Raw genomic sequence first — 21,712 nt, 5'->3', positions numbered from 1 at the left:
GCGGTGACGGCGCTCGACAAGGCCGCCCCGCTCGCACCGGTGACGGCGGACGAGCTGCCCGCGCTGCGGCGGCGTATCACCGCCGTGCTCATAGCCAGCCAGATACTGGGCGGGCTCGGCGTCGCGACCGGCATCGCGCTGGCCACCGTGCTGGCGCAGCAGGTGAGCGGCACCGAGGCGCTGTCCGGTCTCGCGCCGACCGCGACCGTGACCGGGACCGCGGTGCTGTCCATGCCGCTGGCCGCGCTGATGACTGCCCGCGGGCGACGGCCCGGGCTCGTACTGGCGTATCTGCTGGGCGCGTTGGGCGCGGTCGTGGTCGTGCTGGCCGCCGTCGTCGACAACTTTCCGCTGCTGCTGCTCGGCATGGCCGCCTTCGGCGCCGGTTCGTCGGCGAATCTTCAGGCGCGCTTCGCCGCCGCCGACCTGGCCGAGCCCGAGCGGCGGGCCCGGGCCATCTCCAATGTCGTCTGGGCGACCACGATCGGCGCGGTACTCGGCCCCAATATCGCCGCGCCCGCGGGCCGCAGCGTCTCGGGGCTCGGCATACCGGCGGCCGCGGGCCCCTTCGTCTGGGCGGCCGGGGTGTTCCTCGTCTCCGCGGTTCTGGTGCTCGTCCTGCTGCGCCCCGATCCGCTGCTGACGGCGCGGGCGCTGTCCCCGGCCGACCGCTCCCCCGAGGGGCGTTCCCTGCGGGCGGGGATGCGGGCGGTCCGCGAGTCGCCGATGGCACGGCTCGCGCTGGTCACCGTCGCCGCCTCGCACACCGCGATGGTGTCGATCATGTCGATGACCCCGGTGGCGCTCAGCCACCACGGCGCGGGCATCGAGTTGATCGGCCTGGTGATCAGCGCCCATATCGCGGGCATGTACGCGTTCTCACCGGTGATGGGCTGGCTGGCGGACCGTATCGGCAGGCTCGCCGTGATCGGTCTGGCGGCCGGGCTGCTCTCCTTGGCCGCACTGCTCGCCGGCACGGCCGGGGCGAGCCACGGCCAGACCGCCGCCGGGCTCTTCGTTCTCGGTCTCGGCTGGTCCGCGGGCCTGGTCTCCGGCTCCACGCTGCTCACCGATTCGGTGCCGCAGCCCGCCCGCGCCGCCGTACAGGGCCTGTCCGACCTGACCATGAACACCTCGGCGGGCATCGGCGGCGCCGCGGCCGGGCTGATCGTCGCCCAGGCGAGCTACGGCTGGCTGAACGTGGTCGGCGCCTGCCTGCTGCTGCCGATGGCGGCCCTGGCCGTACGCAGGGCGCTCAGCTGACCCAGGGCCACGAGGCGCGGGCACCGGCAGCCGGGGCTCACAGCTGACAGGGAACTTCCCACAGCAAGCCTCCCGGCCACGGGTTTGGACGCCGCACTCCTGTGCCAGGGATGGGGACATGCTGCTGACCGAAGTGACCGAGGAAGTACAGGAAGCGCTCGCCGCGCACCGGCCCGTCGTGGCCCTGGAGTCGACGATCATCGCGCACGGGCTGCCGCACCCGCGCAATCTGGCCGTCGCCGAGGAGCTTGAGGGGCTCGTACGCTCCGAGGGCGCCGTCCCCGCGACGGTCGCCGTGCTCGACGGCACTGTCCATATCGGCCTGGACAAAGGACAGTTGGAGCGGGTCGCGGGAGACGAGGACGTACGCAAGCTGGGGCACCGGGATCTTGCGCCGGCGCTGGCTGCGGGGGTGAGCGGGGCGACGACCGTCTCGGCGACGGCGTTCCTCGCGGCGCGGGCCGGGATCCGGGTCTTCGCGACCGGCGGCCTGGGCGGCGTGCACCGCGAGTGGACCGAGACGCAGGACGAGTCGGCGGATCTGCGGCTGCTCGCACAGACCCGGATCGCGGTGGTGTGCGCGGGCGTGAAGTCGGTGCTTGACGTTCCGGCGACGCTGCAGCGGCTGGAGACCCTGGGCGTCGGGATTCTCGGATATGGCACGCGGGAGTTCCCCGGCTTCTATCTGACCTCCTCCGGACAGCCGGTCGACTGGACCGTCGGCACACCGCAGGAGGTGGCCGACGTGATCCGTGCCTCGGACGCGCTCGGCGGGCCGGACGCCGCGCTGATCGTCGCGAATCCCGTCCCGGAGACGGAGCAGCTGGATCCGGTGCTGCACGACCGGGTGTTGGCCGAGGCGCTCGACGAGTGCCGGGAGCGGGGCATCGGGGGCCAGGCCGTGACGCCCTTCCTGCTCGACTATCTGATGCGGCGCACGGAGGGGGCCTCGCTGGAGGCGAATGTGGCGGCAGTGCGCGGGAATGTGCGGCTGGCGGCGCGGATCGCGGCGGCGCTGTGACGGTGCCAGGGGCCGCGGGCGCCGATGCCCTGCTCGTCATCGGAGATGTGGTCACCGACGTGGTGGCCCGGCATCGGACGCCGCTCGCCAAGGGGACGGACACGGCGGCCGCGATCCGTATCCTGCCGGGCGGTGCGGGAGCCAACGTCGCCTGCTGGGCGGCGCGTTGGGGCTGCCGGGACGTACGGCTGCTGGCGCGGGTCGGCCAGGAGGAGGCCGGCTGGCACGACGCGCGGCTGCGGGCCGCCGGCGTAGGGCCGCTCCTCGTCCCGGACGCCGAGGCCCCGACGGCCACGGTCATCGCCCTCGTCGACGAGAGCGCCGAGCGGACCTTCCTCACCGACAGCGGCGCAGTGCTGCGCCTGTCCCCCGCCGACTGGTCGCCGTCGCTGCTCGGCGGGGTCGGTCATCTGCATCTGTCCGGCTATCTGCTCTTCGCCGACACCAGCCGCCGACTGGCCCTGCTCGCCCTGGAGTCGGCGCGGGCGCTCGGCATCCCGGTGAGCGTCGACCCGGCATCGGCGGGCTTCATCTCCGTGCTGGGCGTGGACCGGATGCTGGCGGCTCTCTCCGGTGCGGACATCCTCGTTCCCAACGCCGACGAGGCCCGCCTGCTGACCGGCCTGCCGGACCCGGCGGACGCCGCCGCGAAGCTGAGCCGCCATGTCCCGCTCACCGTCGTGACACTGGGTGCCGGCGGTGCCCTGATCGCGGAGTCGGGCACCGTCACGGCCCATGTCCCGTCCGTCCCTGCCGAAGCGGTGGACTCGACGGGCGCGGGCGACGCCTTCACGGGCGCGTTCCTCGCCGCCCGGCTCGCGGGTGCGGACGCGGCGACGGCCGCGGCCGAGGGCTGCCGGGCCGGCGCGGATGCGGTGACGCTGACCGGCGGCAGGCCGGATCAGCGCAGGCCGCCCCATGCGGGGTGACGCGGATCATCGGCCCGTACGAGCACATCGGCCACGTCCCCGGGTCCCACCTCGTCCTCGTACCGCTCGAAGGCGGGCAGTGTCCAGCGCTCGCTCTCCTGCGTACGCCGCCGCAGCGCCGCGGGCGACAGCCGCAGATGCACGCTCAGATCGAACGGGAACCAGTGCCCGAGCAGGAAAGGACCGTGCAGCAACAGCACCCCGCCGGGCGGGAGTTCGATGTGCGCGCTGCGGGTGGCCCGGTCGCTCACCGGGTCCCACAGATCGGGCAGCACCCGCCCGCTGCCGCCCGCCTCCAGCGGCCCGAAGACCTCCCGCCACAGCGCCCCGGTGTCGTACCAGCCGCTGTAGTACGTCTCGGGGTCCTCGCGCCCGTACTCGAACCGCAGCGAGGCGGGCCGCAGGAACCCTTCGGTCCCGACGACGAGGACGCTGCGCCCGCGCACGCGCAGCGCCTCCCCGATCCGTCCGGCAAGCTCCCCGGTGTGCGCGGCGGGCGCTCCGTCGATGCCGATCCGCAGCCGGGAACCACCGTCCTCGGCCTTGGCCTCCATCGCCTTGTCGGCGATGGCCCCGTCCAGCCGTTCCCAGGTGATCGCCTCGAATCTCATGGCCTACTTACCGGCGCACGGCGGCGCGTCCGCGTCGTTCGACAACGGGCTGCCCTTGGGCAGCAGATAGGTCACATACAGCACCAGCGGCTCGCTGCCCAGATTGCGCCCGATGTGCCGGTGCCGCGGCCCGGACGGCTCGACGAAGGCCTTGCCGGCAGTCGTGACCTCGACGGAGCAGTCGTCCAGAGTCCGGGTAAGCGTCCCGGACTTGACGACGGCGAGAACCTGCCCGGCGTGCGAGTGCCAGCCGGTGGAGCCGCCCGGGGCGATCGTGATCGTCCGTACGACCACATCCGTCTTCCCTTTGGCCTTCAGCTTGAGGGTCCCGTCCGAGACGCCCTGGGCGAGGATCGTGCCCGAAACGCCGCTGCCGGGCGTGGCGTTCGCCGCGGACGGCACGGTCGCGATCGCCGCGAGGCACCCGACCAGGACCATCGCCGTGCGCGTTCTGTCCTTGAAGCCCATGGAATCCTCCAGTCAGCCACGTCGCCAAAACGGGCCCAACGTACCGGAAACAGGAGCGGGCCCGGGGGCGTAGCCGGCCCCCGAGCCCTGTGATGCCGCCCATGTCGCACGCCGGCACGCTTGAGAACCCAGGTCAGTCATCATGTCGCCGCGTCCTGCCTTTGGACCACCGCACATCGAGCTGCGCGGGCCGGACTTGAACCGGCATTTCGACGCACCGGGGCCTGGGCCCGGTCGATCCGGCGATCGGCGGCGAATGCTGAGTCTGGAGCAATAGTCTGAGATTGATCGCGGTCTGCCTCTGCCGAGTTGGGCTACCGCGGCCCGTCGTTACGGAAAATGCCGCGGGGAGGACTCGAACCTCCACTGGAACCGCTCAGTCACGACAAGCTTCAGTTTCAGCTTGCGCTCCTCGCGCACCCCGCCCGCACACAGGCGGACGGGGAGTCATTGAGGCTACCCGAACAGGTAGCCGAACACGGCGTCACCCACCCGCTGGTCGGTGACCTCCGCGCCGTTGGCCTCCTCGCGGGCGAACTTCACGGCCTGCTGGAGCTTCTCCACCCGCTCCAGCAACTCGTTGGTCCGCCGGGCCGGCAGCGCTCCGGAGAACTTCACCGTCGTCCAGTAACCGACCGGTATGTCCTCGTAGTACACCTCGACCTGCGCCGGGTGCTTCTCCGTCGCCTCGGCCTTCACGTGGTTGCGCGGCACCTTCTTCGTGCGGAGCGTGCGCACCGCCTCGGTCTTCCAGGCGTCCGTCGACGGGTCCTGCGTCCACGACTCCGAGGCGTCGAGCACCGGGAGCTTGCGCACAAAGGTGTTGATGTCCGTGAGCTGCTTCTCCAGGAAGAGGAGATACGCGACCGGCACATCACTCACCAGAACGCGTCCGTCCACGGTCACATCGGCACGCGCCGCGCAGTTGGCCCAGTCCTTCGTGGCGGTCACGTCGAACAGCCGGGTCAGCGTCTTCGCGGTCTCGCGCAGCACGTCCTCGGCCTTGACCTGGACTCGCGTGGACTCGGGCGGCAGTTGCTCGCCCTCCTCGTCCTTGGCCTGGTACGTACGCGAGATTCCGGCCAGCAGCGCGGGCTTCTGGAGCCCGTGGTGGGCGGCCGTCAGGTCCTGGTGCGCCTTGGACTTGACGCCTTTCTCGACTGCGATGATCTGATTGAGTTTCGCCACGTCGATCAAGGTACCAAGACGGCTCACGCCCACTCGAACGATTATTCATCCCTCACCTTCGTCACCGGCTCAGATCCCTCGGGGAGTACGCACCATGGAGACAGCCGTCATCGCAGTCATCGGCACGCTGCTCGGCTCGGTGGCCACGCACTTCTTCCAGCGCCACACGGCCGAGCGCACCGCCGCCCTCAGCCGCGCCGAACAGCTGCGCCAGGAGCGGATCTCCGCCTACAGCGCCTTCGCCGGTGCGCTCGTCGACTACCGGCGCGGCCAGAACGACCGCTGGCACCGGGCCCAAGAGTCACCGGGAAGCGCGGTGGCCGAGGGGGCGCGCATCGACTCCTACCGGCTGCGCTCCACCGCCCATCAGGCGCTGATCCGCGTCCAGTTGGTCTGCGACGACGCCCAGGCGCTCGAACTGGCCGCGTCCGCCTTCGAGGTGACGAACTGCATGCACGAGGCACCGGACGAGGCGGACCGCTCGCAGCGTTCGGAGCAGGCCCGCGAGACGCTGTCCGAGTTCATCGGTGCGGCGGCGCCGGGCGTGCGCTGAGCATCCGGACGGGCCGGCCTGCGAGATGGGCCGCGATGTCCTCGACGGCCCCCCGGAAGTACCCCTCGTAGTTGCGCCGGGTGACGTAGCCGAGGTGCGGCAGCCCGAGGAAGTTCGGCGCGGTGCGCAGCGGATCGTCGGCGGGCAGCGGCTCGTGCTCGAAGACGTCCGATCCCGCTCCGGCGATCCAGCCGTCGTGCAGCGCGCGGACGAGCGCCGTCTGGTCGACGATGGCGGCCCGCGAGGTGTTGACGAGAAGGGCCGTACGCCGCATCCGCTTGAGCTCGCTCGCGCCGATCAGCCCGCGGGTGCGGTCGCTGAGCTGCAGGTGTACGGAGACGACGTCACCGGCTTCGAGCAACTCGTCCAGGGAACGGGCGCGTACGACTCCGGTCTCGGCGGCCCGCTCCTGGCTGAGGTTCTGGCTCCAGGCCATGACGTCCATGCCGAAGGCCTGTCCGACGCGGGCGACTTTCGCGCCGATCTTTCCGAGGCCGAGGAGCGCGAGGCGGCGGCCGTGCAGATCGGTGCCGATCGTGGACTGCCAGGTGCCGCCCTGACGGAGGGCCGAGCCCTCTTCCACCACATGGCGCGCAAGACCGAGAATCAGCGCCCAGGTCAGCTCGGCGGGCGGTTCGGAGCTGCTGGCGGTGCCGCACACGGTGACACCGTGCCGGGCGGCGGCGTCGAGGTCGATCGACGCATTGCGCATGCCGGAGGTGATCAGCAGCTCAAGGCGCGGCAGGCGGGCGAACAGCGACTCGGGGAAGGGGGTCCGCTCGCGCATCGCGACCAGGATCTCGCAGTCGCCGACGGCTTCGGCCAGCTCGTCCTCGGAGGTGAAGTGGCTTTGCAGTGACCGGACTTCGACAGCGGGGGCGAGGGCGGCCCAGTCGGCCATGGAGAGCGCGACATCCTGGTAGTCGTCGAGTACGGCACAGCGGAGCGTCATGGGAGCGGAGCGTACATGGACCTGGTCGTGATCCAGCCGCTGAAAGGGCGGCACTGCGCGGAGTGCCGTGAGGGGCCGCTGCCCATGCATCTGCTGGAGTTCAACGCGCCCATCTGCCTGGACTGCGCCGACCTCGCTCATCTCGTATTCCTGCCGCGGGGCAGCGCGGCACTCACCCGGCGTGCCCGCGAGGCGAGTTCGCTGTGCGCGGTCGTGGTCCGCTTCAGCCGCCGCCGCAAGCGGTACGAACGCCAGGGGCTGCTCGTCGAGGAGGCGGCGCTGGCCCGCGCCGAGTCGGCGTGCCTGGCCGACGCGGACGCCCGGGCGCGGCGCCGGGAGCGGGACGCGGTGCGCCGGGCTGCCGAGGATGTGCGGTTCACGGCCTCGTTCGCGGCGGAGATCCTGCGGCTGTTCCCGGGCTGTCCGCCCGCGCGGGCCCAGGATGTCGCGGCGCACGCTTCGGCACGCGGCAGCGGGAGGGTGGGCCGCACCGCGGCGGGCCGTTCCCTGGAGGAGGGGGCGCTCACGGCCGCGGTGCGGGCATCCGTACGGCATCTCGACACGGAGTACGACGCCCTGCTGATGTCTGGTGTCGCCCGCCACGAGGCGCGGGCGCGGGTGGCGGCGGTGATCGAGGGGGTACTCGCGTCCTGGTCCCGGCCTGAGCCTTAGCGGGTGTCGGCGGATCGGGCGCGGCGGTAGAGGACGATGCCGCCGAGCAGCAGGGCGGCACCCGCGGGCGCGACGAGCGCGACCCCCGGTCCGGCGCCGGTGTCTGCGAGGCGCACCGGGGGTTCAGGCGTCTGGGGTGGTGTAGAGGTGCGGGGCGCGGCGGGCTTCGGCGGGGTGGCGGGCCGCGGGCGGACTGGCGGCTTGCCGGGGGTGTTGGCGCAGGAGTTCCCGGCGGCCGGGTTGAGCGCTCCGACGACATTGACGGTGTTCCCGCAGACGTTGACCGGGACATTCACCGGAAGCCGCACCGTGTTGCCGGTCAGCAGCCCGGGCGAACGAGCCGCACCGCCGTCCGCGTTGGAGTCGGCGTGCGCATACCCGGCCACGGCGAGCGCGCCACCCGTGAGCATTACGGTGGCCAGAGCCCTTCGGTGAACCTGCCTCATGGGTTTTCTGCCTTCAGGAGAAGTTCGCGGGCACTCGCCCGCACCCGAACCAACGCCCATGAGGCCATTCGGGTTATGGCACATCATTCTTTCACTCAATCGAGTGGACGGCTTATCGAACTTTCCCGCGTGGCGCGGACTACCCGTTGTAGTCCTGGACACGCCAGCACTTGCGGCGTTCGGTCAACGCAGGCAGCCGCTCGGCGAGTTCGGCCGCGACGGCGGGCACGTCGACCGTCAGCAGCCGCCGGTCCCGCATCAGCACCCGCCCGTCGACGACTGTGGTGCGTACATCCGCGGAGCGTGCGCTGTGTACCAGAGTCGCCGCGATGTCGTGAAGCGGCTGCGTGTGCGGCCCGCTGAGATCCACCAGGATCAGATCCGCCCGCCGCCCGGGCGCGAGCGCGCCGATCTGTTCTCCGAGCCCGATGGCCCGCGCGCTCTGCGTGGTGGCGTGATAGAGCGCCTGCCGGGCGGTCAGCCAGCCCGGGTCACCCTCGACGGATTTCTGCACCAGCGCCGTGAGCGCCATGCTCTCCCACACATCGAGGGTGTTGTTCGACGCAGCCCCGTCCGTGGCGAGCCCGACGGGAATCCCGGCGGACGCGAGCGCACGGATCGGCGTCGTGTCCCAGGCGAACTTGAGATACCCCTTGGGCGCGCTGGCGACCGCGATCCGCCCACCGGCCCGCCGCAGCACGGGCAGGTCCTTCTCGGTGATCCCGGTTCCGTGTGCGATGAGCACATCCACATCCAGCAGGCCGGCCCGTTCCAGCACCTCGACGGGCGTACGCCCGCACCGCGCAAGGCTGTTGTCGGTCTGCGCCCTGTTCTCGGCGGCGTGGATGTGCACCAGCAGCCCGTGCTCTCGCGCGAGCGCGGCGGTGGCCCCGAGATCGTCGTCGTCGACGGTGTACGGGGCATGGGGAGCCAGTGCTGTGGTGATCCGCCCGTCGGCCGCACCCCGCATCCGCAGCGCGAAGTCGAGCGACCGCTCGCGCCCCTCGGCACCCTGGCTGGTGAAGTACGCCCAGCCGAGACTGGCCCGCAGCCCACTGTCCTGCACCGCGGCGGCGACCTTGTCCATCGAGAAGTAGTGGTCGGCGAAAGTCGTCACCCCGCCCCTGATCATCTCGGCGCAGGCGAGCCGCGCCCCCAGCTCGACGACCCGGTCGGTGAGGTTGGACTCGATGGGCCAGATCCAGTCGTTGAACCACTCCTCCACCGGCATGTCCTCGGCAATTCCGCGCAGGGCGACCATCGGCGAGTGGGTGTGGCAGTTGATCAGCCCCGGCATGGCGAGCTGTCCACGGCCGTCGATGCGCTCGACGGCCGGGACTTCGGCGGCGGCCCGCGCGGAGGTGACGGCCCCGATGACCGGGCCCCGGACGACGACGGCCGCGTCCTCTACGAAGTAGATCTCGCCCTGCTCGCCGTGTACGAGGGCGATGCACCCCTCGATCACAAGATCGGCGGGCCGGCCGGCGTCCGCGGTAACCATCCGGTCCTCCCTCTGACGTCCTGGGGGCTCCCAGTCGTTTGATCGGGCTCTGCCCGCGTACGGGTCGAGGAATGCGCTCGCGCGGGTTGTTTCCGGACGAATTACGCGTCTCGGCGCACTGTTTGGTTGCCCGCTTGACCAGACCCATCGAAACCCTCACAACCGGCACCACTGGTTCACAAACGGCCGACGGTAGCGTCGTCGACGTCCCAGTCACTCTCGTATTGGGGGAAAACGCACATGACATCGAACACGCTCACGAAAGCGCTGTTAGGGACCCTTACAGCCGCCGCCCTCAGCATCGGCACCCTCGCCGGCGCAACCACAGCCACCGCCGCACCCGCCCAGCAGGTCCCCACGCAGACCGTCACCATCCAGGCCGTCAACAACCTCGGCCTCACCACCACCGAAGCCAAGAGCGTTCAGTGCTACGTCCGCGACGCCGGATTCAGCCCCGGTGCGATCGACGGCCAGCTCGGCTCCAACAGCTGGAAAGCCTGGCAGCGTTTCCTCAACGACCGCGGATTCAATGCCGGAACCGTCGACGGCGTCGTCGGCCCCAATACCATCCGCGGCCTCCAGCGCTTCCTCACCTACATCGGCTACGACACCGGCGGCATCGACGGCATCGCCGGAACCAAGACCAGGGCCGCCTGGAAGGCGTTCTCCTACCTCGGCGGAGGCTGGTGCTGACCACCCGTCGCGACGGACGACGATCTGCACCGCGTAGGCGTTCTTCAGTCCCGTGGTCTCCTTTCGATCATGAGGACGGTTCTGATCGAACTTGGTGCCGGGTCAGGTGATCTCGGCCTGGGGCTTGCATGAAGCCAGGGCCTCTGGTGCAGCACGAGGGTTGTTGAAGCCAACTCGTGAGACCGGAGGCCCTGAGACTCAGTAGCGCCTTCTGAGATTCAGTAGCGCACGGGCAGGGAGATCAGCCCTCGGGAACGCATCGAGGGCCGCCACCGCAGTCCGCCCGGCGGGGTGTCGAGTGTGAGGCCGGGGAAGCGCTCCAGGAGCGCGGCGAGAGCGATCTCGGTCTCCATCCGGGCCAGGGGAGCACCCAGGCAGTAGTGGATGCCATGGCCGAGCGCGAGGTGACCGGTGGCGTCGCGGTCGATGTCGAGGCGGTCGGGGTCGGGGTCGGTGAAACGGTGCGGGTCACGATGGGCAGCCGCGAGCGAGAGCAGGACCGTCTCACCCGCCGGGATCGTGACGCCGCCGATGGCGATGTCCTCAGTGGGGAAGCGGCGGATGGCCAGCGGTACGGGTCCGTCGTAGCGGGCCAACTCCTCGACGGCGCCGCCCAGTCGGCCAGGCTCGGCGCGCAGAGCGGCCATCTGGTCGGGATGACTGAGCAGGGCCAGGGTGGCGTTGCCTATGAGGTGGACGGTGTTCTCGTATCCGGCGAACAGTATGAGGAAGGCCAGGGACATCAGCTCGTCCTCGCTCAGCCGGTCCTTCTCGTCGCGCACGGCGATCAGGGCGGAGAGCAGGTCGTCGGCCGGCTCCGCGCGCTTACGGGCGATGAGTTGGGTGAAGAACGCCAGCAGGCCGCCGACCGCTTCTTTCGCCCGGGAAGGCTCTGCAGGGTCCGGGGCGACCAGAGCGTCGGTCCATGCCCGGAAATCTGGTCGGTCCTCCGGGGCCACGCCGAGCAGGTCGCAGATGACGTTGATCGGCAAGGGCGCGGCGTAGGAGACGATCAGATCGGCGCGGCCGTGCGGGCCGATGGCGTCCAGCAGTTGGTCGGCTGTTTTCCGGATCGGCTCGCGCAACTGCGCGATGCGGCGCGGGGTGAACGCCCGGGACACGAGACGCCGGATGCGGGTGTGGTCCGGCGGATCCATGTTGAGCAGGTTCGCGTCCAGCGCCGGCGGCAGCGCGAGCCCCCGGTAGCCGCCGGGTGCCGCGTTGCGCTTGTCCAGGGAGAGCCGGGGATCGGCTAGTGCCTGGCGTACGTCGTCGTAGCGGGTGACCAACCAGGCCGGCAGCCCGTCAGTCCCGGCGATGCGATGGACGGGCCCGGCCTCGCGAAGCCGCGCGTACACGCCGTAGGGGTCGGCCATCAGCTCGCTCGTCGGATCATGGAATGCCATGGCTCCACCCTAGACAAGCGGCGTTGTGGAGCTGCATGGGCCACCTGTCGTAATCGGCCTCTGCACAGGGCAGTTCTCCCCCATGACGGATCGCCCGCTGCTCCTTCTCGACGTCGACGGCCCCCTCAACCCGTACGCTGCGCGCCTCCCCCGCCTGCGCGGCTATACGACGCACCGCCTGCACCCCTCGTACTGGCTCTCCCACCAGCCCCCGGGCTCCCGCAGCCACCGCCGTGGCCTGCGCATCCATCTGAACCCCGCCCACGGGCCACGGTTGACCGGCCTCCCCTTCGAACTGGCCTGGGCGACAACCTGGATGCACGAGGCGAACACCATGATCGCCCCGGGCGTCGGCCTTCCCGCCGATCTCCCGGTGATCGAGTGGCCGGAACTCTTCGCCGAGGACCCGGACGGCCTGTACTGGAAGACCCGGCCGCTGCTGGACTGGGCGGCCGGCCGCCCGTTCGCCTGGGTGGACGACATGATCACGGACCTGGACACGGCGCACGTCGCGGCCCACCACGACGCGCCGGCGCTGCTGTTGCGAATCCATCCGAGGCGGGGTCTGCGGGAGGAGGACTTCGCGGCGCTGGTCAGGTGGGCGAAGGGCCTGTGACCCGCGGGGTCCCGGTGACACTCGGGCCCAGGGCGATCGAGCACCAGACGGTCTTCAAGACGGGATCGCTGGGGTCGGTGCCCCAGTCGGCAGCGAGGGCATCGACGAGAAGCAGGCCGCGACCACCCTCGGAGTCGAGAGGTACGGACACGAGGTCACCCGGCGCGGGCAGCACGCAGTCGCGGCGGGCATCGCTGACCTCCACATGCAGCACGCCAGGAGGGACGACAGTGAGCCCCAGCCGGAAATCCCGGCCAGGGACACGACCGTGCGTGATGGCATTCGCGGCGAGTTCAGCCACGAGGAGAGCAGCCGTCCGGGAGGAATCGGAGTCGTACGGCCATCCCCAGGCGTCGAGTTGCTGAGTGGCGAGACGCCGGGCGAGACGGGCGCCACGGCGGGTCGCGCTCAGCCGGACCGTGAAGCGGTGTGTGGGGATGGCGAGTTCAGTGCTGACGGTTTGGTGATTCACGTCACTCAGCGTGGCCGAGCGTGCATAACCTGAACAGGAGCGTTGTCGGTACGCAGCGTGATTGTCCAAGCTCGGAGGCGTGCTGTCCGGTTGTCGGGCGTGACGCGGCGCGCAGGGCGGCGTTGGGCATGGGCACGTCGGAGGTGGGACGACATGGCGGATGCGACAGGGTCGATGAACGACGAAGCGGAAGAGCAGCCGGACTGGGACGAGGGGACGGCGGAACTCCTCAAGACCGTCGGCAAACAGGTCAGGCTGTGGCGGGAACGGGCGCACCTGACGCAGGCCGAGCTCGGCAAGGCGATCGGTTACACGGAGCACCAGGTGTCGGCGGTCGAGCGCGGACGCCGCATCGCGAAACCGGAGTTCCTCGACAGGGCGGACGAGGCGCTGGGGGCGGGCGGGATCCTGGCGGCGTTCAAGGAGGAGGTGGCACAGGCCCGGTACCCGAAGAAGGTGCGGGATCTTGCGCGATTGGAAGCGGACGCGGCCGAGTTGGGCGCGTATGCGAGCGCCGTTGTTCACGGGCTCCTTCAGACCGAGAAGTACGCTCAGGCGCTGTACCGCATGCACCGGCCGATGCTGGACGAGGACGCCATCGAGCGGAATGTGGCCGCGCGTATGGCCCGGCAGGAGATCTTCGAGCGGCGGCCCGCGCCGTTCTTGAGTTTTGTCCAGGAAGAGGTGACGCTGCGCCGCCCGGTCGGTGGCAGGATGGTGATGCGCGGGCAGCTCGAACGACTGTTGCATGTGGGGCAGTTACGGAACGTCGAAGTCCAAGTGATGCCGACGGACCGTGATGACCACGCGGGCCTGGGCGGCGGTTCGTTCCTCCTACTGGACCCCCGGAACGGCCACAAAGTGGCGCACTCGGAGGCAGCATTGTTCAACCGCGTGACCGCCGAACGTAAAGAGGTCCGTGTCCTTGAGGCGCGGTATGGGATCATCCGAGCGCAGGCTCTCACGCCACGGGAGTCACTGGCATTCATCGAGAAAGTGCTGGGAGAGGCATGATCAGCAAGCCTTCTGTCGAGAGTGTCGCCGAGCTGGCGTGGTTCAAGAGCAGCTACAGCACCAGCGACGGCCCCGAGTGCGTCGAGGTCGCCTCCGCCCCCGGCACCGTCCACGTCCGGGACTCCAAGGACAAGGCAGGCGCGCAACTCGCCTTCACAGACGGCTCATGGGCAGCGTTCGTTCCGTTCGCGGCCTCCCGCTAGCGCCCAACTACCGTATGTCCTAGGGCATTTGCTTGCCTCGAACCTTCCGCGTTCCGCACCTGCCCGCTACGAACTGTGCTGGGGGTTGCGTGCGACCGCTCGCGTTCAGCGGTTGGCTGCCCCGACAAGGACGACGAGTGCGGTGAGGACGGCCGCGAGAGTCATCGCCGTCGCAGCCGGGATCCCGAGGACTCGCCGGTCCGCGGGCCGCTGCTGATGGGCGAGTCTGACCGCCACCCACGCCGCCTGCGCGAGTACGCCGCCAACGAAGGCGAGCAGCAGCGGCATGATGCCGTCCGGAATGGGCAAAGCGCTCGTCACGAAGGCTCCCGCGACCGGGCTCAAGCAGGCCAGCCCGATCCACGGAGCCACGCGCCGCCTCGGTTGCACCCCCAGCAGAGCGGCCAGCGCCAGGCCTTCGCCGACCGCGTGCACGAGGAGCGCCGCCAGCACGGCGACCGAGGCGGTCAGCGCCAAAGTCGCCCCCTCCAGGAAGCGGTGCAGAGCGAGCCCTGATGCCGCGCCGATGCCGCCCGCACCACCCGGCTCGCTCCGGCAGCCGATACGGACCACGGCGCCCATCAGCCCGTACGAGGCGAGCGCGGTGACCGGCACCGCCCACAGCGGCACGCCAGCCGCATGGGCCTCGTCCCACGCGTCGGGCAGAAGATCGAGGACGGCAATGATCAGCAAAATCCCTGACGCGGCGGCCAGCAGAAGCGCTGACCGGCCGGATCCGCGCCGCGCCAGCCAGGCGCCCACCACAGTGGCCACAGCCACCAGGACCACGGCCACCAGCGTTTCGGTGGAGGGCAGCTGCCACTCGGTCCCGTCGTCAGTGTGCGAGCCTGCTGCGTAGAGCACGGAGAGCATGTCCCCTCCCTCCGAGAGGGCGGGCTTACGTGTGCAGTGCCCGGGCGAACCGGCTCCGTACTTCCACTACGGAATGAGGAGCCGTTTCGGCGAGGCCCCGTCGCGGCCTTTGCCCAGCCGACGTCGAAACCGGCGTGGCATCCAGGGCTCCTGCCATGCCGTCCGCCGCCCGGAACGCCCAGGCGCCGGCACATGACTGGCAGTGGCCCCGCCACCGCGGCGGCAACCGCCGCGCACAAGCGGTCAGCGGCGGTAGCAGTACGAATCCGACGAGGCGTCGCCGCCTTGCAGGCGCGTCTGGTGCACGCGCAAGCCCAGGAAGTCCGGGCCGTGCGGGAAGAAGCGGCTGTCGACGGAGAGCCCGCCGTGCGAGGTGTCGGCGTCGAGTTTGACCATCCACGGCTCGATGCCCGCGGGATAGAACTGCGCGTCCCAGGTGCCGTACAAGGAGTTCGTCAGGTACACGCGCCGCCCGTCGCGGCTGAGCTCGACCATCTGCGCTCCGCCGGTCAGCGGAATGTCCGGCTCGGCGGGATGCGGCTGTCGGCTGACGATGCCGCCAAGACGCACGGACGCGGTCTGCCTCGGGTGGAACGGGTCGCTCACGTCGTACTGGTGCAGATCGCCGGTTCCCCATGCGGATACGTACAGCCACTGGTCGTCCACCGACAGGTCGATGTCGGTGATCAATGGGGGCACGGCGCCGAACGGCTGGAGCGCCGGAGGTAGGTCCTCCGTTTGCGCGGGCTCGGCAGGGATGGTGATCACCTTGTGGACCACGAAGTCCTCGCCCTCCCGGTTCCACAGCCACACCGACGCCGACAGGTCCTCCACGTTGACCACGGCGTGTGCGAACCCCCACGTTGCCTCGGGGTCGTGCGCGGGACGCAGCTCCAGCACCATCTGGTTCTCATCCCCCAGATCGACCCGCTGCAGGTGCCGACCGGAGTCCAGCTCCCAGAAATGCAGCGAATGGCCGTACTGGCGACCCAGCAGAAGATCGGGGACAAGGCCGTCCTCGAACATCGAGGGGGTCCCCCACTCGCTGGTCACGGCGATGTTCTGGCCCAGATGCCACCAGAGGTCGTAGGCGAACCACTGCGGTCCGCGGTCGCTCTCCCAGGCTCGCAGCACTTCGAAGCTTTCGTGGTCCAGCAGCGCGACGCCGCCAGGCCCGTCCGCACCGCCCGCGCCGCCCAGGCAGGACAGGAACACTCCGTCGGGGCCACAGTGGAGTGTGTGCGGACGCGAATATCCGGCCTTGGCGGCCAACTCCTCGGGCTCGACCACCTTGACCAGTCGCGGGCGGGCGGGATCGGGGCTGGTGTCGAAGACGTGCAGCCGGGAGGAGCGCAGTCCCGGGATGATGAGGTAGCGCCGCGCAGCGTGCTGATGACCGGCGTGCGCCAGCGCGCTCGAGCAGGCGTTCCAGCCGAAGTGGTGCAGTTCGTTGCCCACGCCTGGCAGCTCGGCGTGGGAGGTCACGCGGCCGTATACGGGGGATTCGGGGTCGGTGCCGACGGTGAACAACGCGTCCGCGCGCTGTGCGCTCGGGTCGAAACCGACGAGATAGGCGAGCTTCTCCGGGGGCGCGGCGACGGCGTCCGCCGGAGTGCGGTACAGGGTGGGGTCACTGTGGTGAGCGTGCTCGGTCGTGCTCATGGCTGTTCCTTACTCCCGAACGGGAGCGTGGATCCGGGGGGACCCCCGGCAGGCAGCCGGGATCACCCGTTCGAGATCGATGTGCAGACGCGGGACGGATATGCCATAAAACGAGCGTTTCACAGCCCCGGAGCCTTGCCAAGGCGGGGGCGCGGGGGCGCGGACCGCCTCAGTGTGCGGCTCGTCTCCGGCACGCCCGAGAGAGGCGGCGGCGAGCGGACACCGGGCCTTCCGACAGCCTTGCCAGTTGACCGTGTCAGACGCCGCTCGTTGACGGCCTGATCGACCGGACAGGATCTGGCGGGCCCGGCAGTGACAAGCCGGAGCCGGCATTAGCCGTCCCAGATACAGCCGTGGCGATGGCGGGTCGGCGGGTGGTCGAGGTCTTCCGCGGTTTCGAGCAGATCGTTGGCGGCACGGAGGCGCTTGACCGCCGACGTACAGAAATCGCGCTTCGCTGCGCGGGCGGCGGCCTCCGGATAGGCGCGGCCCGAGACCGGCACACCGATGGCGCGCGGGTACTCGTACGACGCGAAGCCGCGGACGACACGGCGCGGCATGGGGCGGCGGCCGAGGCGGCGGGACGCGTCCAACTCGGCGTGAGAGTAGCGGAGTTCCGTGATGGCGTGCGCCGTCCACGGGCCGGGGCGGGTGGACCAGCTCGTGGCGCGATGTTTGAGGGGGACGTGATGGACAGTGCAGGACATGGGCAGACCTCGGCCGGCCCGCCGGTACTTCCGGCGTGGCCGATCTAGAAGTCGGCCGCCGTGAAGCGTCCCCGTCGCTTGGTACGCATGACGTGAAGCCTGTCAGGCAGGAGCCGGCATCGTCGAACGGATTACGAATGGCCCGGTTGCTGCGCGGGCGGTGGCGCCAACCCGTCGAGCGGGGCTCGCAATTCGGTCGCCGCCTCGGGGGTCCGCCTGGAGGGTGCGGCGCATGCGGGAGCGCCATTCTGCCGGTTGCGGTTCCGGTCGGGAAGCCGAGTCACCTGCCGAGCAGTGCGGTGAGCGCTCCCACCGGGTCGGCGTCCGGCGTGCCGCGCGGCCACCAGTCCTGGCGGTCCGGGTCGGACTCGTAGCCGTACCAGAGGCCGTCGCGGCCGAAGCGGAGCTGGAGTGACCGGGTGGAGAGGTGGTTGCGCCAGGGGCGGAAGTGCGGGAAGTCCGCCGCGATCAGGGCGGGGCGGGCGCGGTCGAAGGGGCCCGCCGGTGGGTCCCAGGGCTCTTCGAGTACGGCGAGGGCCGCCTGGCCGCCCTGCCGCCAGGCGGCCACCGCGCGGGCAAGATCGGTGGGGGTGTGGGCGGTGGCCACCGCCAGGTCCCGGTAGAGGGCGCGGGTCGACGCGGTCAGGCCGGAGCCGGGGTGGGCGGCAGCCAGGCGGACCGCGTCCTGCCACTGGGTGAGCTGGGCGAGAGGGTCGGTGCCGGTGGTGAGGAGGGTGTGGGCGCGGGCGGCCGCCTCGGTGGCGAGGAGGTCCAGGGCCAGGGGGTCGGGCGCGCCCGGTGTCTGCGGGTAGGCCGGGGGGCGGCCCGGGTGGGCCGGCGGGGCGAACGGCGGCGGCAGGGGCGGGAGCGGTCGGGCGGCAAGGGCCTCGCTCGCCGGGACCGTCGGCACGGGGGTGCCGGAGGCGGCTCCGGTCCGTTCGGCCGCGGACCGGGTGGCGTTGCGATGGGAGAGGTCGGCGAGGATTTCGCGTTCGCCGCGGCCCCGCATCAGGAAGAGCACGAACGGGTCCTCGTCGAGCAGCCTCGCCGTCTGGTAGCAGAGCGCGGCCGCGTGCTTGCAGGGGTAACCGTCGTCCGGGCAGGAGCAGTCGGGAATCAGGTCGCCGGGCGTGGGCAGCAGGTCCGCCACGCTCGCCAGGGCGTGCGGCACATCCTTGTCGAGCAGCGCGGCGATGTGGTCGGGCCGGGCCGCCGCTGTCGCCAGGAAGTCGTCCCAGTCCCCGTCGGTGAGCGTGCGCAGGCGGATCTCCGTGCGGTACGGGCGCGGTCTGGTGCCGTGGACATACGCCATGACCCGGCCCGGCGTGACCGTGATCGCGTCGACATGGCCACGGCGCGCATACGCACGGCCGCGGGTGAGGCGGGCGCGGTCCAGGGCCGTGTCCTCCAGCGCCTCCACCCAGGCGTTGCCCCACCAACTGGACGCGAAATCCTCGCCTTCGAGGGGTTGAAGGGCGGGAAACGTCCGCCGGCGGTCCTCGTGGCGGGAGTCGGCGAACCGGGCCGGCGTGCGCGGTGTCATGACTGCCTCCGCAGCGAGACGAGGTCGGCCAGCTCACGGTCGGTCAGCTCGGTCAGCGCCGCCTCCCCGGAGCCCAGGACCGCGTCGGCCAAGGCCCGCTTGGACGCGAGCATTTCGGCGATGCGGTCCTCCACGGTGCCCTCGGCGATCAGCCTGTGGACCTGCACGGGCTGCGTCTGGCCGATGCGGTACGCCCGGTCCGTCGCCTGTTCCTCGACGGCCGGGTTCCACCAGCGGTCGAAGTGGATGACATGGCCCGCCCGGGTCAAGTTCAGTCCGGTGCCCGCCGCCTTGAGGGACAGAAGGAAGACCGGAACCTCGCCGGACTGGAAGCGGTCCACCATGCGCTCACGCTCGGCTACCGGCGTGCCGCCGTGCAGGAGTTGGGACGGGATGGCCCGGGAGGTCAGGTGCGCCGACAGGATGCGGGCCATCGAGACGTACTGGGTGAAGACCAGGACCGAGCCGTCCTCGGACATGATCGTCTCCACGAGCTCGTCGAGGAGGGACAGCTTGCCGGAGCGGCCCGACAGCCTCGCCGTGTCCTCTTTCAGGAACTGCGCCGGATGGTTGCAGATCTGCTTGAGCCCGGTGAGCAGCTTCATCACCAGGCCGCGCCGGGCGATGCCCTCCGCGCCCTCGATCGCCGCCATCGCCTCCCGTACCACCGCCTCGTACAGGGAAGCCTGCTCGCGGGTGAGCGCGACAGGATGATCCGACTCGGTCTTCGGTGGCAGTTCGGGCACGATGCCCGGGTCGGATTTCTTGCGGCGCAGGAGGAAGGGGCGGACCAGCCGGGACAGCCGCTCGACCGCGCCCTCGTCCTCGCCGTTCTCCACCAGGCGTGCGTGGCGCGAGCGGAAGGCCTTGAGCGGGCCCAGCAGCCCCGGGGTCGTCCAGTCCAGCAGGGCCCACAGCTCGGAGAGGTTGTTCTCCACGGGCGTGCCGGTGAGGGCGACCCTGGCGGGGGCCGGGATCGTGCGCAGCGCCTTGGCGGTCGCGGAGAACGGGTTCTTGACGTGCTGCGCCTCGTCGGCGACGACCATCCCCCAGGTGTGCGCGGCCAGTTGCTCCGCGCTCGTACGCATCGTGCCGTACGTGGTGAGGACGAAGCCGCCGTCGTGGCCGGGCAGGGTGCGGTCGGCGCCGTGGAAGCGGTGCACCGGCACACCGGGGGCGAAGCGCTCGATCTCCCGCTGCCAGTTGCCGAGCAGCGAGGCCGGGCAGACCACCAGCGTGGGTGCCTCGCGGTCGCGGTGAAGGTGGAGGGCGATCAGCGTGACCGTTTTGCCCAGACCCATGTCGTCCGCGAGACAGCCGCCGAGCCCGAGCGAGGTCATCAGGTCCAGCCAGGCCAGACCGCGCAGCTGGTAGTCGCGCAGGGTGGCGGCGAGGCCGGCGGGGGCCGCGACGGGGGTCGAGGCCGCGACGAGCCGGTCGCGCAGGCTCGCCAGCGCCCCCGTCGGCACCGCCTCCACCGTTTCGCCGTCCACTTCGGCGGTGCCGGTCAGTGCCACGGCCAGCGCGTCGACGGGCTGCAGCAGCCCGAGCTCCCGCTTGCGCGCCTTGCGTACGAGATCGGGGTCGACCACGACCCACTGGTCCCGCAGCCGCACGATCGGGCGGTGCGACTCGGCCAGTGCGTCCATCTCACGCTCGGTCAGCGGATCGCCGTCGAGCGCCAGCTGCCAGTTGAACTTGAGAAGTTCCTCGCTGTCGAAGAACGGTGTGCCGTCGGTCGCCGAGCCGGGCGCCGGGCGCACCACCGCGGCGGCCGAGAGCGTACGCGCCAGCTCCTTGGGCCAGTGCACAGCGACCCCGGCAGCGGCCAGCCGCGCCGCCCCCGGTCCGAGCAGTTCGTACAGCTCGTCCTCGGTCAGCGGCAGCACGTCGGGCACTGCCCGCTCCAGCAGGCGGGCGAGCGGCGGCCAGACCCGGGCGGCGCGGCGCAGCGCCAGCACCGCGTCGATCCGGGCGCGCGGCCCGAAGTTCTCGTCCCCGTCGCCCGCCCACAGCCGGGCCGCGTCGATGACGAGCGTCGGGTCGGCGAGGCTGTGCACCTGGACAAGGGCCGCACCCGCGTTGCGCCGGGCGCCGTCCTCCGCCGCGGCGTCCTCCGATTCGTCGTCCGACCCGTGTGTCGTGACCGGCGGGTCCGCCGTGTCGAAGAGGTCGTACGCGGACAGGTCGAGGCGAAGCGATACCCGCACGCCCGCGTCCATGCCCGCGGCGGCTTCCGCGGCCCACTCCCGCGCCCGGGGCAGATGCTGCGGAGCCGCCGCCGCGAACGGCGCCCCCGCGGCGTACGCGGCGGCCGGGGTACGCGGCAGGATGTCGGCCACCGCGTCGAAGAAGAACCGCACCAGCGCTTCGGGCTCGTGCAGCCGCGGCGGAGTCGGCCCGGCGACGGGGGCCGCATGCGCTTCGTACGGCATGGCGGCGGCGATCGCCCGCAGCTGGGCGATGTCGTCCGCGTCCAAGGGCCCCGCGCGCCACGCGTCATGATCGGTCGCGGTCAGCCCGGGCAGCAGCCTGCCGCGCGCCGCCAGATGGAGAGCGTGCAGAGCGGCTGCGCCCCAGCAGGCGGCGGCGGGGTGTGCGGCCGGATCGTGGCGGGCGCGGGTGAGCAGCGGCAGGGCCTCGGCGACGGGCAGCAGCACGGCGGGGACGGGAGCGCTGCGGATGTCCGTGCCGTCGCGGCGTACGACGGTGAGCTCGTCGGTCGCATCCTGGAGCCGGTCGCTCTCCGGGTCCCAGAAGGCGACCCTGCCCTCGCGCGGCAGGGCCGCAGGGATGAAGAGCACGGCGCAGGTGCGCAGCGTCTCCGGGCGATACGGATGCGGATCCGGCATGCCGGACGTCATGGGTCACCTCCCTCCCGCAGGTCGTCAGCGACGGCAGCGACGTACCGAAGCACTG

22 protein-coding genes are annotated in these 21,712 nt (G+C 71.1%); 9 read left to right on the top strand and 13 right to left on the bottom strand.

Annotation, left to right across the window (positions count from 1 at the left end):
• Nucleotides 1-3: 3 nt before the first annotated feature.
• The 3 genes from OHA61_RS30025 to OHA61_RS30015 all read left to right on the top strand — a co-directional run bounded on the left by OHA61_RS30025 (nucleotide 4) and on the right by OHA61_RS30015 (nucleotide 3,213).
• Complete coding sequence (locus OHA61_RS30025; RefSeq protein WP_406305658.1) at nucleotides 4-1,263, top strand: MFS transporter; 1,260 nt, start codon at nucleotides 4-6, stop codon at nucleotides 1,261-1,263.
• A 118-nt stretch (nucleotides 1,264-1,381) separates the two neighbouring features.
• The gene (locus tag OHA61_RS30020; RefSeq protein ID WP_406305657.1) at nucleotides 1,382-2,284 is read left to right on the top strand and encodes a pseudouridine-5'-phosphate glycosidase; all 903 of its coding nucleotides are present in this window, start codon (nucleotides 1,382-1,384) and stop codon (nucleotides 2,282-2,284) included.
• Nucleotides 2,281-3,213 (top strand): PfkB family carbohydrate kinase, encoded by a 933-nt coding sequence (locus tag OHA61_RS30015; RefSeq protein ID WP_324979145.1) that lies wholly within the window; start codon nucleotides 2,281-2,283, stop codon nucleotides 3,211-3,213. The genes OHA61_RS30020 and OHA61_RS30015 overlap by 4 nt, the downstream gene beginning before the upstream one ends.
• On the opposite strand, the gene OHA61_RS30010 is transcribed toward OHA61_RS30015, so the two are convergent.
• The 3 genes from OHA61_RS30010 to OHA61_RS30000 form a co-directional block, all read right to left on the bottom strand.
• Nucleotides 3,186-3,824 carry a uridine kinase gene (locus OHA61_RS30010; protein ID WP_406305656.1) on the bottom strand — a complete coding sequence of 213 codons (639 nt, stop codon included), beginning with the start codon at nucleotides 3,822-3,824 and terminating at the stop codon, nucleotides 3,186-3,188. The two genes, OHA61_RS30015 and OHA61_RS30010, sit on opposite strands and share 28 nt — an antisense overlap.
• Nucleotides 3,825-3,827: 3 nt before the next feature.
• The gene (locus tag OHA61_RS30005) at nucleotides 3,828-4,292 is read right to left on the bottom strand and encodes a cupin domain-containing protein (protein WP_406305655.1); all 465 of its coding nucleotides are present in this window, start codon (nucleotides 4,290-4,292) and stop codon (nucleotides 3,828-3,830) included.
• Nucleotides 4,293-4,748: 456 nt separating this feature from the next.
• Nucleotides 4,749-5,480, bottom strand: a complete 732-nt coding sequence (locus OHA61_RS30000) for a hypothetical protein (protein WP_406305654.1) — start codon at nucleotides 5,478-5,480, stop codon at nucleotides 4,749-4,751.
• Between the two features lie 94 nt (nucleotides 5,481-5,574).
• Between OHA61_RS30000 and OHA61_RS29995 the strand changes: the two genes are divergently transcribed.
• Nucleotides 5,575-6,033, top strand: coding sequence for a hypothetical protein (locus tag OHA61_RS29995; RefSeq protein WP_406305653.1), 459 nt, complete (start codon nucleotides 5,575-5,577; stop codon nucleotides 6,031-6,033).
• Here the strand turns inward: OHA61_RS29995 and OHA61_RS29990 are convergent.
• Nucleotides 6,002-6,985, bottom strand: coding sequence for a D-2-hydroxyacid dehydrogenase family protein (locus OHA61_RS29990; protein WP_406305651.1), 984 nt, complete (start codon nucleotides 6,983-6,985; stop codon nucleotides 6,002-6,004). The genes OHA61_RS29995 and OHA61_RS29990 overlap by 32 nt on opposite strands.
• A gap of 15 nt (nucleotides 6,986-7,000) precedes the next feature.
• Here OHA61_RS29990 and OHA61_RS29985 point away from each other — a divergent pair, with 15 nt between their 5' ends.
• On the top strand, nucleotides 7,001-7,657 hold the full coding sequence (locus tag OHA61_RS29985) for a DUF2293 domain-containing protein (RefSeq protein ID WP_406305650.1): 657 nt from the start codon (nucleotides 7,001-7,003) through the stop codon (nucleotides 7,655-7,657).
• Here OHA61_RS29985 and OHA61_RS29980 read toward each other — a convergent pair.
• Together OHA61_RS29980 and OHA61_RS29975 are read right to left on the bottom strand one after the other, a co-directional pair.
• Entirely contained in the window at nucleotides 7,654-8,103 is a 450-nt protein-coding gene (locus OHA61_RS29980) for a chaplin (protein WP_406305649.1), read from the bottom strand. The genes OHA61_RS29985 and OHA61_RS29980 overlap by 4 nt on opposite strands.
• A gap of 139 nt (nucleotides 8,104-8,242) precedes the next feature.
• Nucleotides 8,243-9,604, bottom strand: a complete 1,362-nt coding sequence (locus OHA61_RS29975; RefSeq protein WP_406305648.1) for an amidohydrolase — start codon at nucleotides 9,602-9,604, stop codon at nucleotides 8,243-8,245.
• 240 nt (nucleotides 9,605-9,844) lie between these two features.
• Here OHA61_RS29975 and OHA61_RS29970 point away from each other — a divergent pair, with 240 nt between their 5' ends.
• Nucleotides 9,845-10,297 carry a peptidoglycan-binding protein gene (locus OHA61_RS29970; protein WP_406305647.1) on the top strand — a complete coding sequence of 151 codons (453 nt, stop codon included), beginning with the start codon at nucleotides 9,845-9,847 and terminating at the stop codon, nucleotides 10,295-10,297.
• A gap of 218 nt (nucleotides 10,298-10,515) precedes the next feature.
• Here OHA61_RS29970 and OHA61_RS29965 read toward each other — a convergent pair whose 3' ends face one another.
• Nucleotides 10,516-11,703 carry a cytochrome P450 gene (locus OHA61_RS29965; RefSeq protein ID WP_406305646.1) on the bottom strand — a complete coding sequence of 396 codons (1,188 nt, stop codon included), beginning with the start codon at nucleotides 11,701-11,703 and terminating at the stop codon, nucleotides 10,516-10,518.
• Nucleotides 11,704-11,785: 82 nt separating this feature from the next.
• On the opposite strand from OHA61_RS29965, the gene OHA61_RS29960 reads away from it, so the two are divergent.
• Nucleotides 11,786-12,319 (top strand): hypothetical protein, encoded by a 534-nt coding sequence (locus tag OHA61_RS29960; protein WP_406305645.1) that lies wholly within the window; start codon nucleotides 11,786-11,788, stop codon nucleotides 12,317-12,319.
• On the opposite strand, the gene OHA61_RS29955 is transcribed toward OHA61_RS29960, so the two are convergent.
• Complete coding sequence (locus OHA61_RS29955) at nucleotides 12,297-12,791, bottom strand: ATP-binding protein (protein ID WP_406305644.1); 495 nt, start codon at nucleotides 12,789-12,791, stop codon at nucleotides 12,297-12,299. The two genes, OHA61_RS29960 and OHA61_RS29955, sit on opposite strands and share 23 nt — an antisense overlap.
• A 153-nt stretch (nucleotides 12,792-12,944) precedes the next feature.
• Here OHA61_RS29955 and OHA61_RS29950 point away from each other — a divergent pair, with 153 nt between their 5' ends.
• Both OHA61_RS29950 and OHA61_RS29945 read left to right on the top strand, forming a co-directional pair.
• Nucleotides 12,945-13,805: a helix-turn-helix domain-containing protein gene (locus OHA61_RS29950; RefSeq protein WP_406305643.1), complete on the top strand. Its 861-nt coding sequence runs from the start codon at nucleotides 12,945-12,947 to the stop codon at nucleotides 13,803-13,805.
• Nucleotides 13,802-14,008 (top strand): DUF397 domain-containing protein, encoded by a 207-nt coding sequence (locus tag OHA61_RS29945; protein ID WP_406305642.1) that lies wholly within the window; start codon nucleotides 13,802-13,804, stop codon nucleotides 14,006-14,008. Before OHA61_RS29950 ends, OHA61_RS29945 begins: the two co-directional genes overlap by 4 nt.
• A gap of 105 nt (nucleotides 14,009-14,113) precedes the next feature.
• Here the strand turns inward: OHA61_RS29945 and OHA61_RS29940 are convergent, their stop codons facing one another.
• The 5 genes from OHA61_RS29940 to OHA61_RS29920 form a co-directional block, all read right to left on the bottom strand.
• Nucleotides 14,114-14,881: a hypothetical protein gene (locus OHA61_RS29940; RefSeq protein ID WP_406305641.1), complete on the bottom strand. Its 768-nt coding sequence runs from the start codon at nucleotides 14,879-14,881 to the stop codon at nucleotides 14,114-14,116.
• A 243-nt stretch (nucleotides 14,882-15,124) separates the two neighbouring features.
• A complete protein-coding gene (locus tag OHA61_RS29935) occupies nucleotides 15,125-16,543 on the bottom strand; it encodes a selenium-binding protein SBP56-related protein (protein WP_406305640.1) in 1,419 nt (472 codons plus the stop codon).
• Between the two features lie 332 nt (nucleotides 16,544-16,875).
• A complete protein-coding gene (locus OHA61_RS29930) occupies nucleotides 16,876-17,250 on the bottom strand; it encodes a hypothetical protein (protein WP_406305639.1) in 375 nt (124 codons plus the stop codon).
• 280 nt (nucleotides 17,251-17,530) lie between these two features.
• A complete protein-coding gene (locus OHA61_RS29925) occupies nucleotides 17,531-18,793 on the bottom strand; it encodes an SWIM zinc finger family protein (protein ID WP_406305638.1) in 1,263 nt (420 codons plus the stop codon).
• Entirely contained in the window at nucleotides 18,790-21,657 is a 2,868-nt protein-coding gene (locus OHA61_RS29920; protein ID WP_406305637.1) for a DEAD/DEAH box helicase, read from the bottom strand. The genes OHA61_RS29925 and OHA61_RS29920 overlap by 4 nt, the downstream gene beginning before the upstream one ends.
• Nucleotides 21,658-21,712: the final 55 nt, after the last annotated feature.

This window comes from Streptomyces sp. NBC_00885, assembly GCF_045207475.1.
Taxonomy (GTDB): Bacteria; Actinomycetota; Actinomycetes; order Streptomycetales; family Streptomycetaceae; genus Streptomyces.
This window is presented reverse-complemented; position numbering and strand designations above follow the sequence as displayed.

Bases quoted from the DNA above. Each gene is read 5' to 3' on its own strand.
- OHA61_RS29925 (WP_406305638.1), bottom strand. From the start codon at position 18,793: ATGACACCGCGCACGCCGGCCCGGTTCGCCGACTCCCGCCACGAGGAC.
- OHA61_RS29930 (WP_406305639.1), bottom strand. From the start codon at position 17,250: ATGTCCTGCACTGTCCATCACGTCCCCCTCAAACATCGCGCCACGAGC.
- OHA61_RS29945 (WP_406305642.1), top strand. From the start codon at position 13,802: ATGATCAGCAAGCCTTCTGTCGAGAGTGTCGCCGAGCTGGCGTGGTTC.
- OHA61_RS29970 (WP_406305647.1), top strand. From the start codon at position 9,845: ATGACATCGAACACGCTCACGAAAGCGCTGTTAGGGACCCTTACAGCC.
- OHA61_RS29995 (WP_406305653.1), top strand. From the start codon at position 5,575: ATGGAGACAGCCGTCATCGCAGTCATCGGCACGCTGCTCGGCTCGGTG.
- OHA61_RS30010 (WP_406305656.1), bottom strand. From the start codon at position 3,824: ATGAGATTCGAGGCGATCACCTGGGAACGGCTGGACGGGGCCATCGCC.
- OHA61_RS29985 (WP_406305650.1), top strand. From the start codon at position 7,001: ATGGACCTGGTCGTGATCCAGCCGCTGAAAGGGCGGCACTGCGCGGAG.
- OHA61_RS29975 (WP_406305648.1), bottom strand. From the start codon at position 9,604: ATGGTTACCGCGGACGCCGGCCGGCCCGCCGATCTTGTGATCGAGGGG.
- OHA61_RS29960 (WP_406305645.1), top strand. From the start codon at position 11,786: ATGACGGATCGCCCGCTGCTCCTTCTCGACGTCGACGGCCCCCTCAAC.
- OHA61_RS29965 (WP_406305646.1), bottom strand. From the start codon at position 11,703: ATGGCATTCCATGATCCGACGAGCGAGCTGATGGCCGACCCCTACGGC.
- OHA61_RS30005 (WP_406305655.1), bottom strand. From the start codon at position 4,292: ATGGGCTTCAAGGACAGAACGCGCACGGCGATGGTCCTGGTCGGGTGC.
- OHA61_RS29935 (WP_406305640.1), bottom strand. From the start codon at position 16,543: ATGAGCACGACCGAGCACGCTCACCACAGTGACCCCACCCTGTACCGC.
- OHA61_RS29920 (WP_406305637.1), bottom strand. From the start codon at position 21,657: ATGACGTCCGGCATGCCGGATCCGCATCCGTATCGCCCGGAGACGCTG.
- OHA61_RS29940 (WP_406305641.1), bottom strand. From the start codon at position 14,881: ATGCTCTCCGTGCTCTACGCAGCAGGCTCGCACACTGACGACGGGACC.
- OHA61_RS30020 (WP_406305657.1), top strand. From the start codon at position 1,382: ATGCTGCTGACCGAAGTGACCGAGGAAGTACAGGAAGCGCTCGCCGCG.
- OHA61_RS29990 (WP_406305651.1), bottom strand. From the start codon at position 6,985: ATGACGCTCCGCTGTGCCGTACTCGACGACTACCAGGATGTCGCGCTC.
- OHA61_RS29950 (WP_406305643.1), top strand. From the start codon at position 12,945: ATGGCGGATGCGACAGGGTCGATGAACGACGAAGCGGAAGAGCAGCCG.
- OHA61_RS29980 (WP_406305649.1), bottom strand. From the start codon at position 8,103: ATGAGGCAGGTTCACCGAAGGGCTCTGGCCACCGTAATGCTCACGGGT.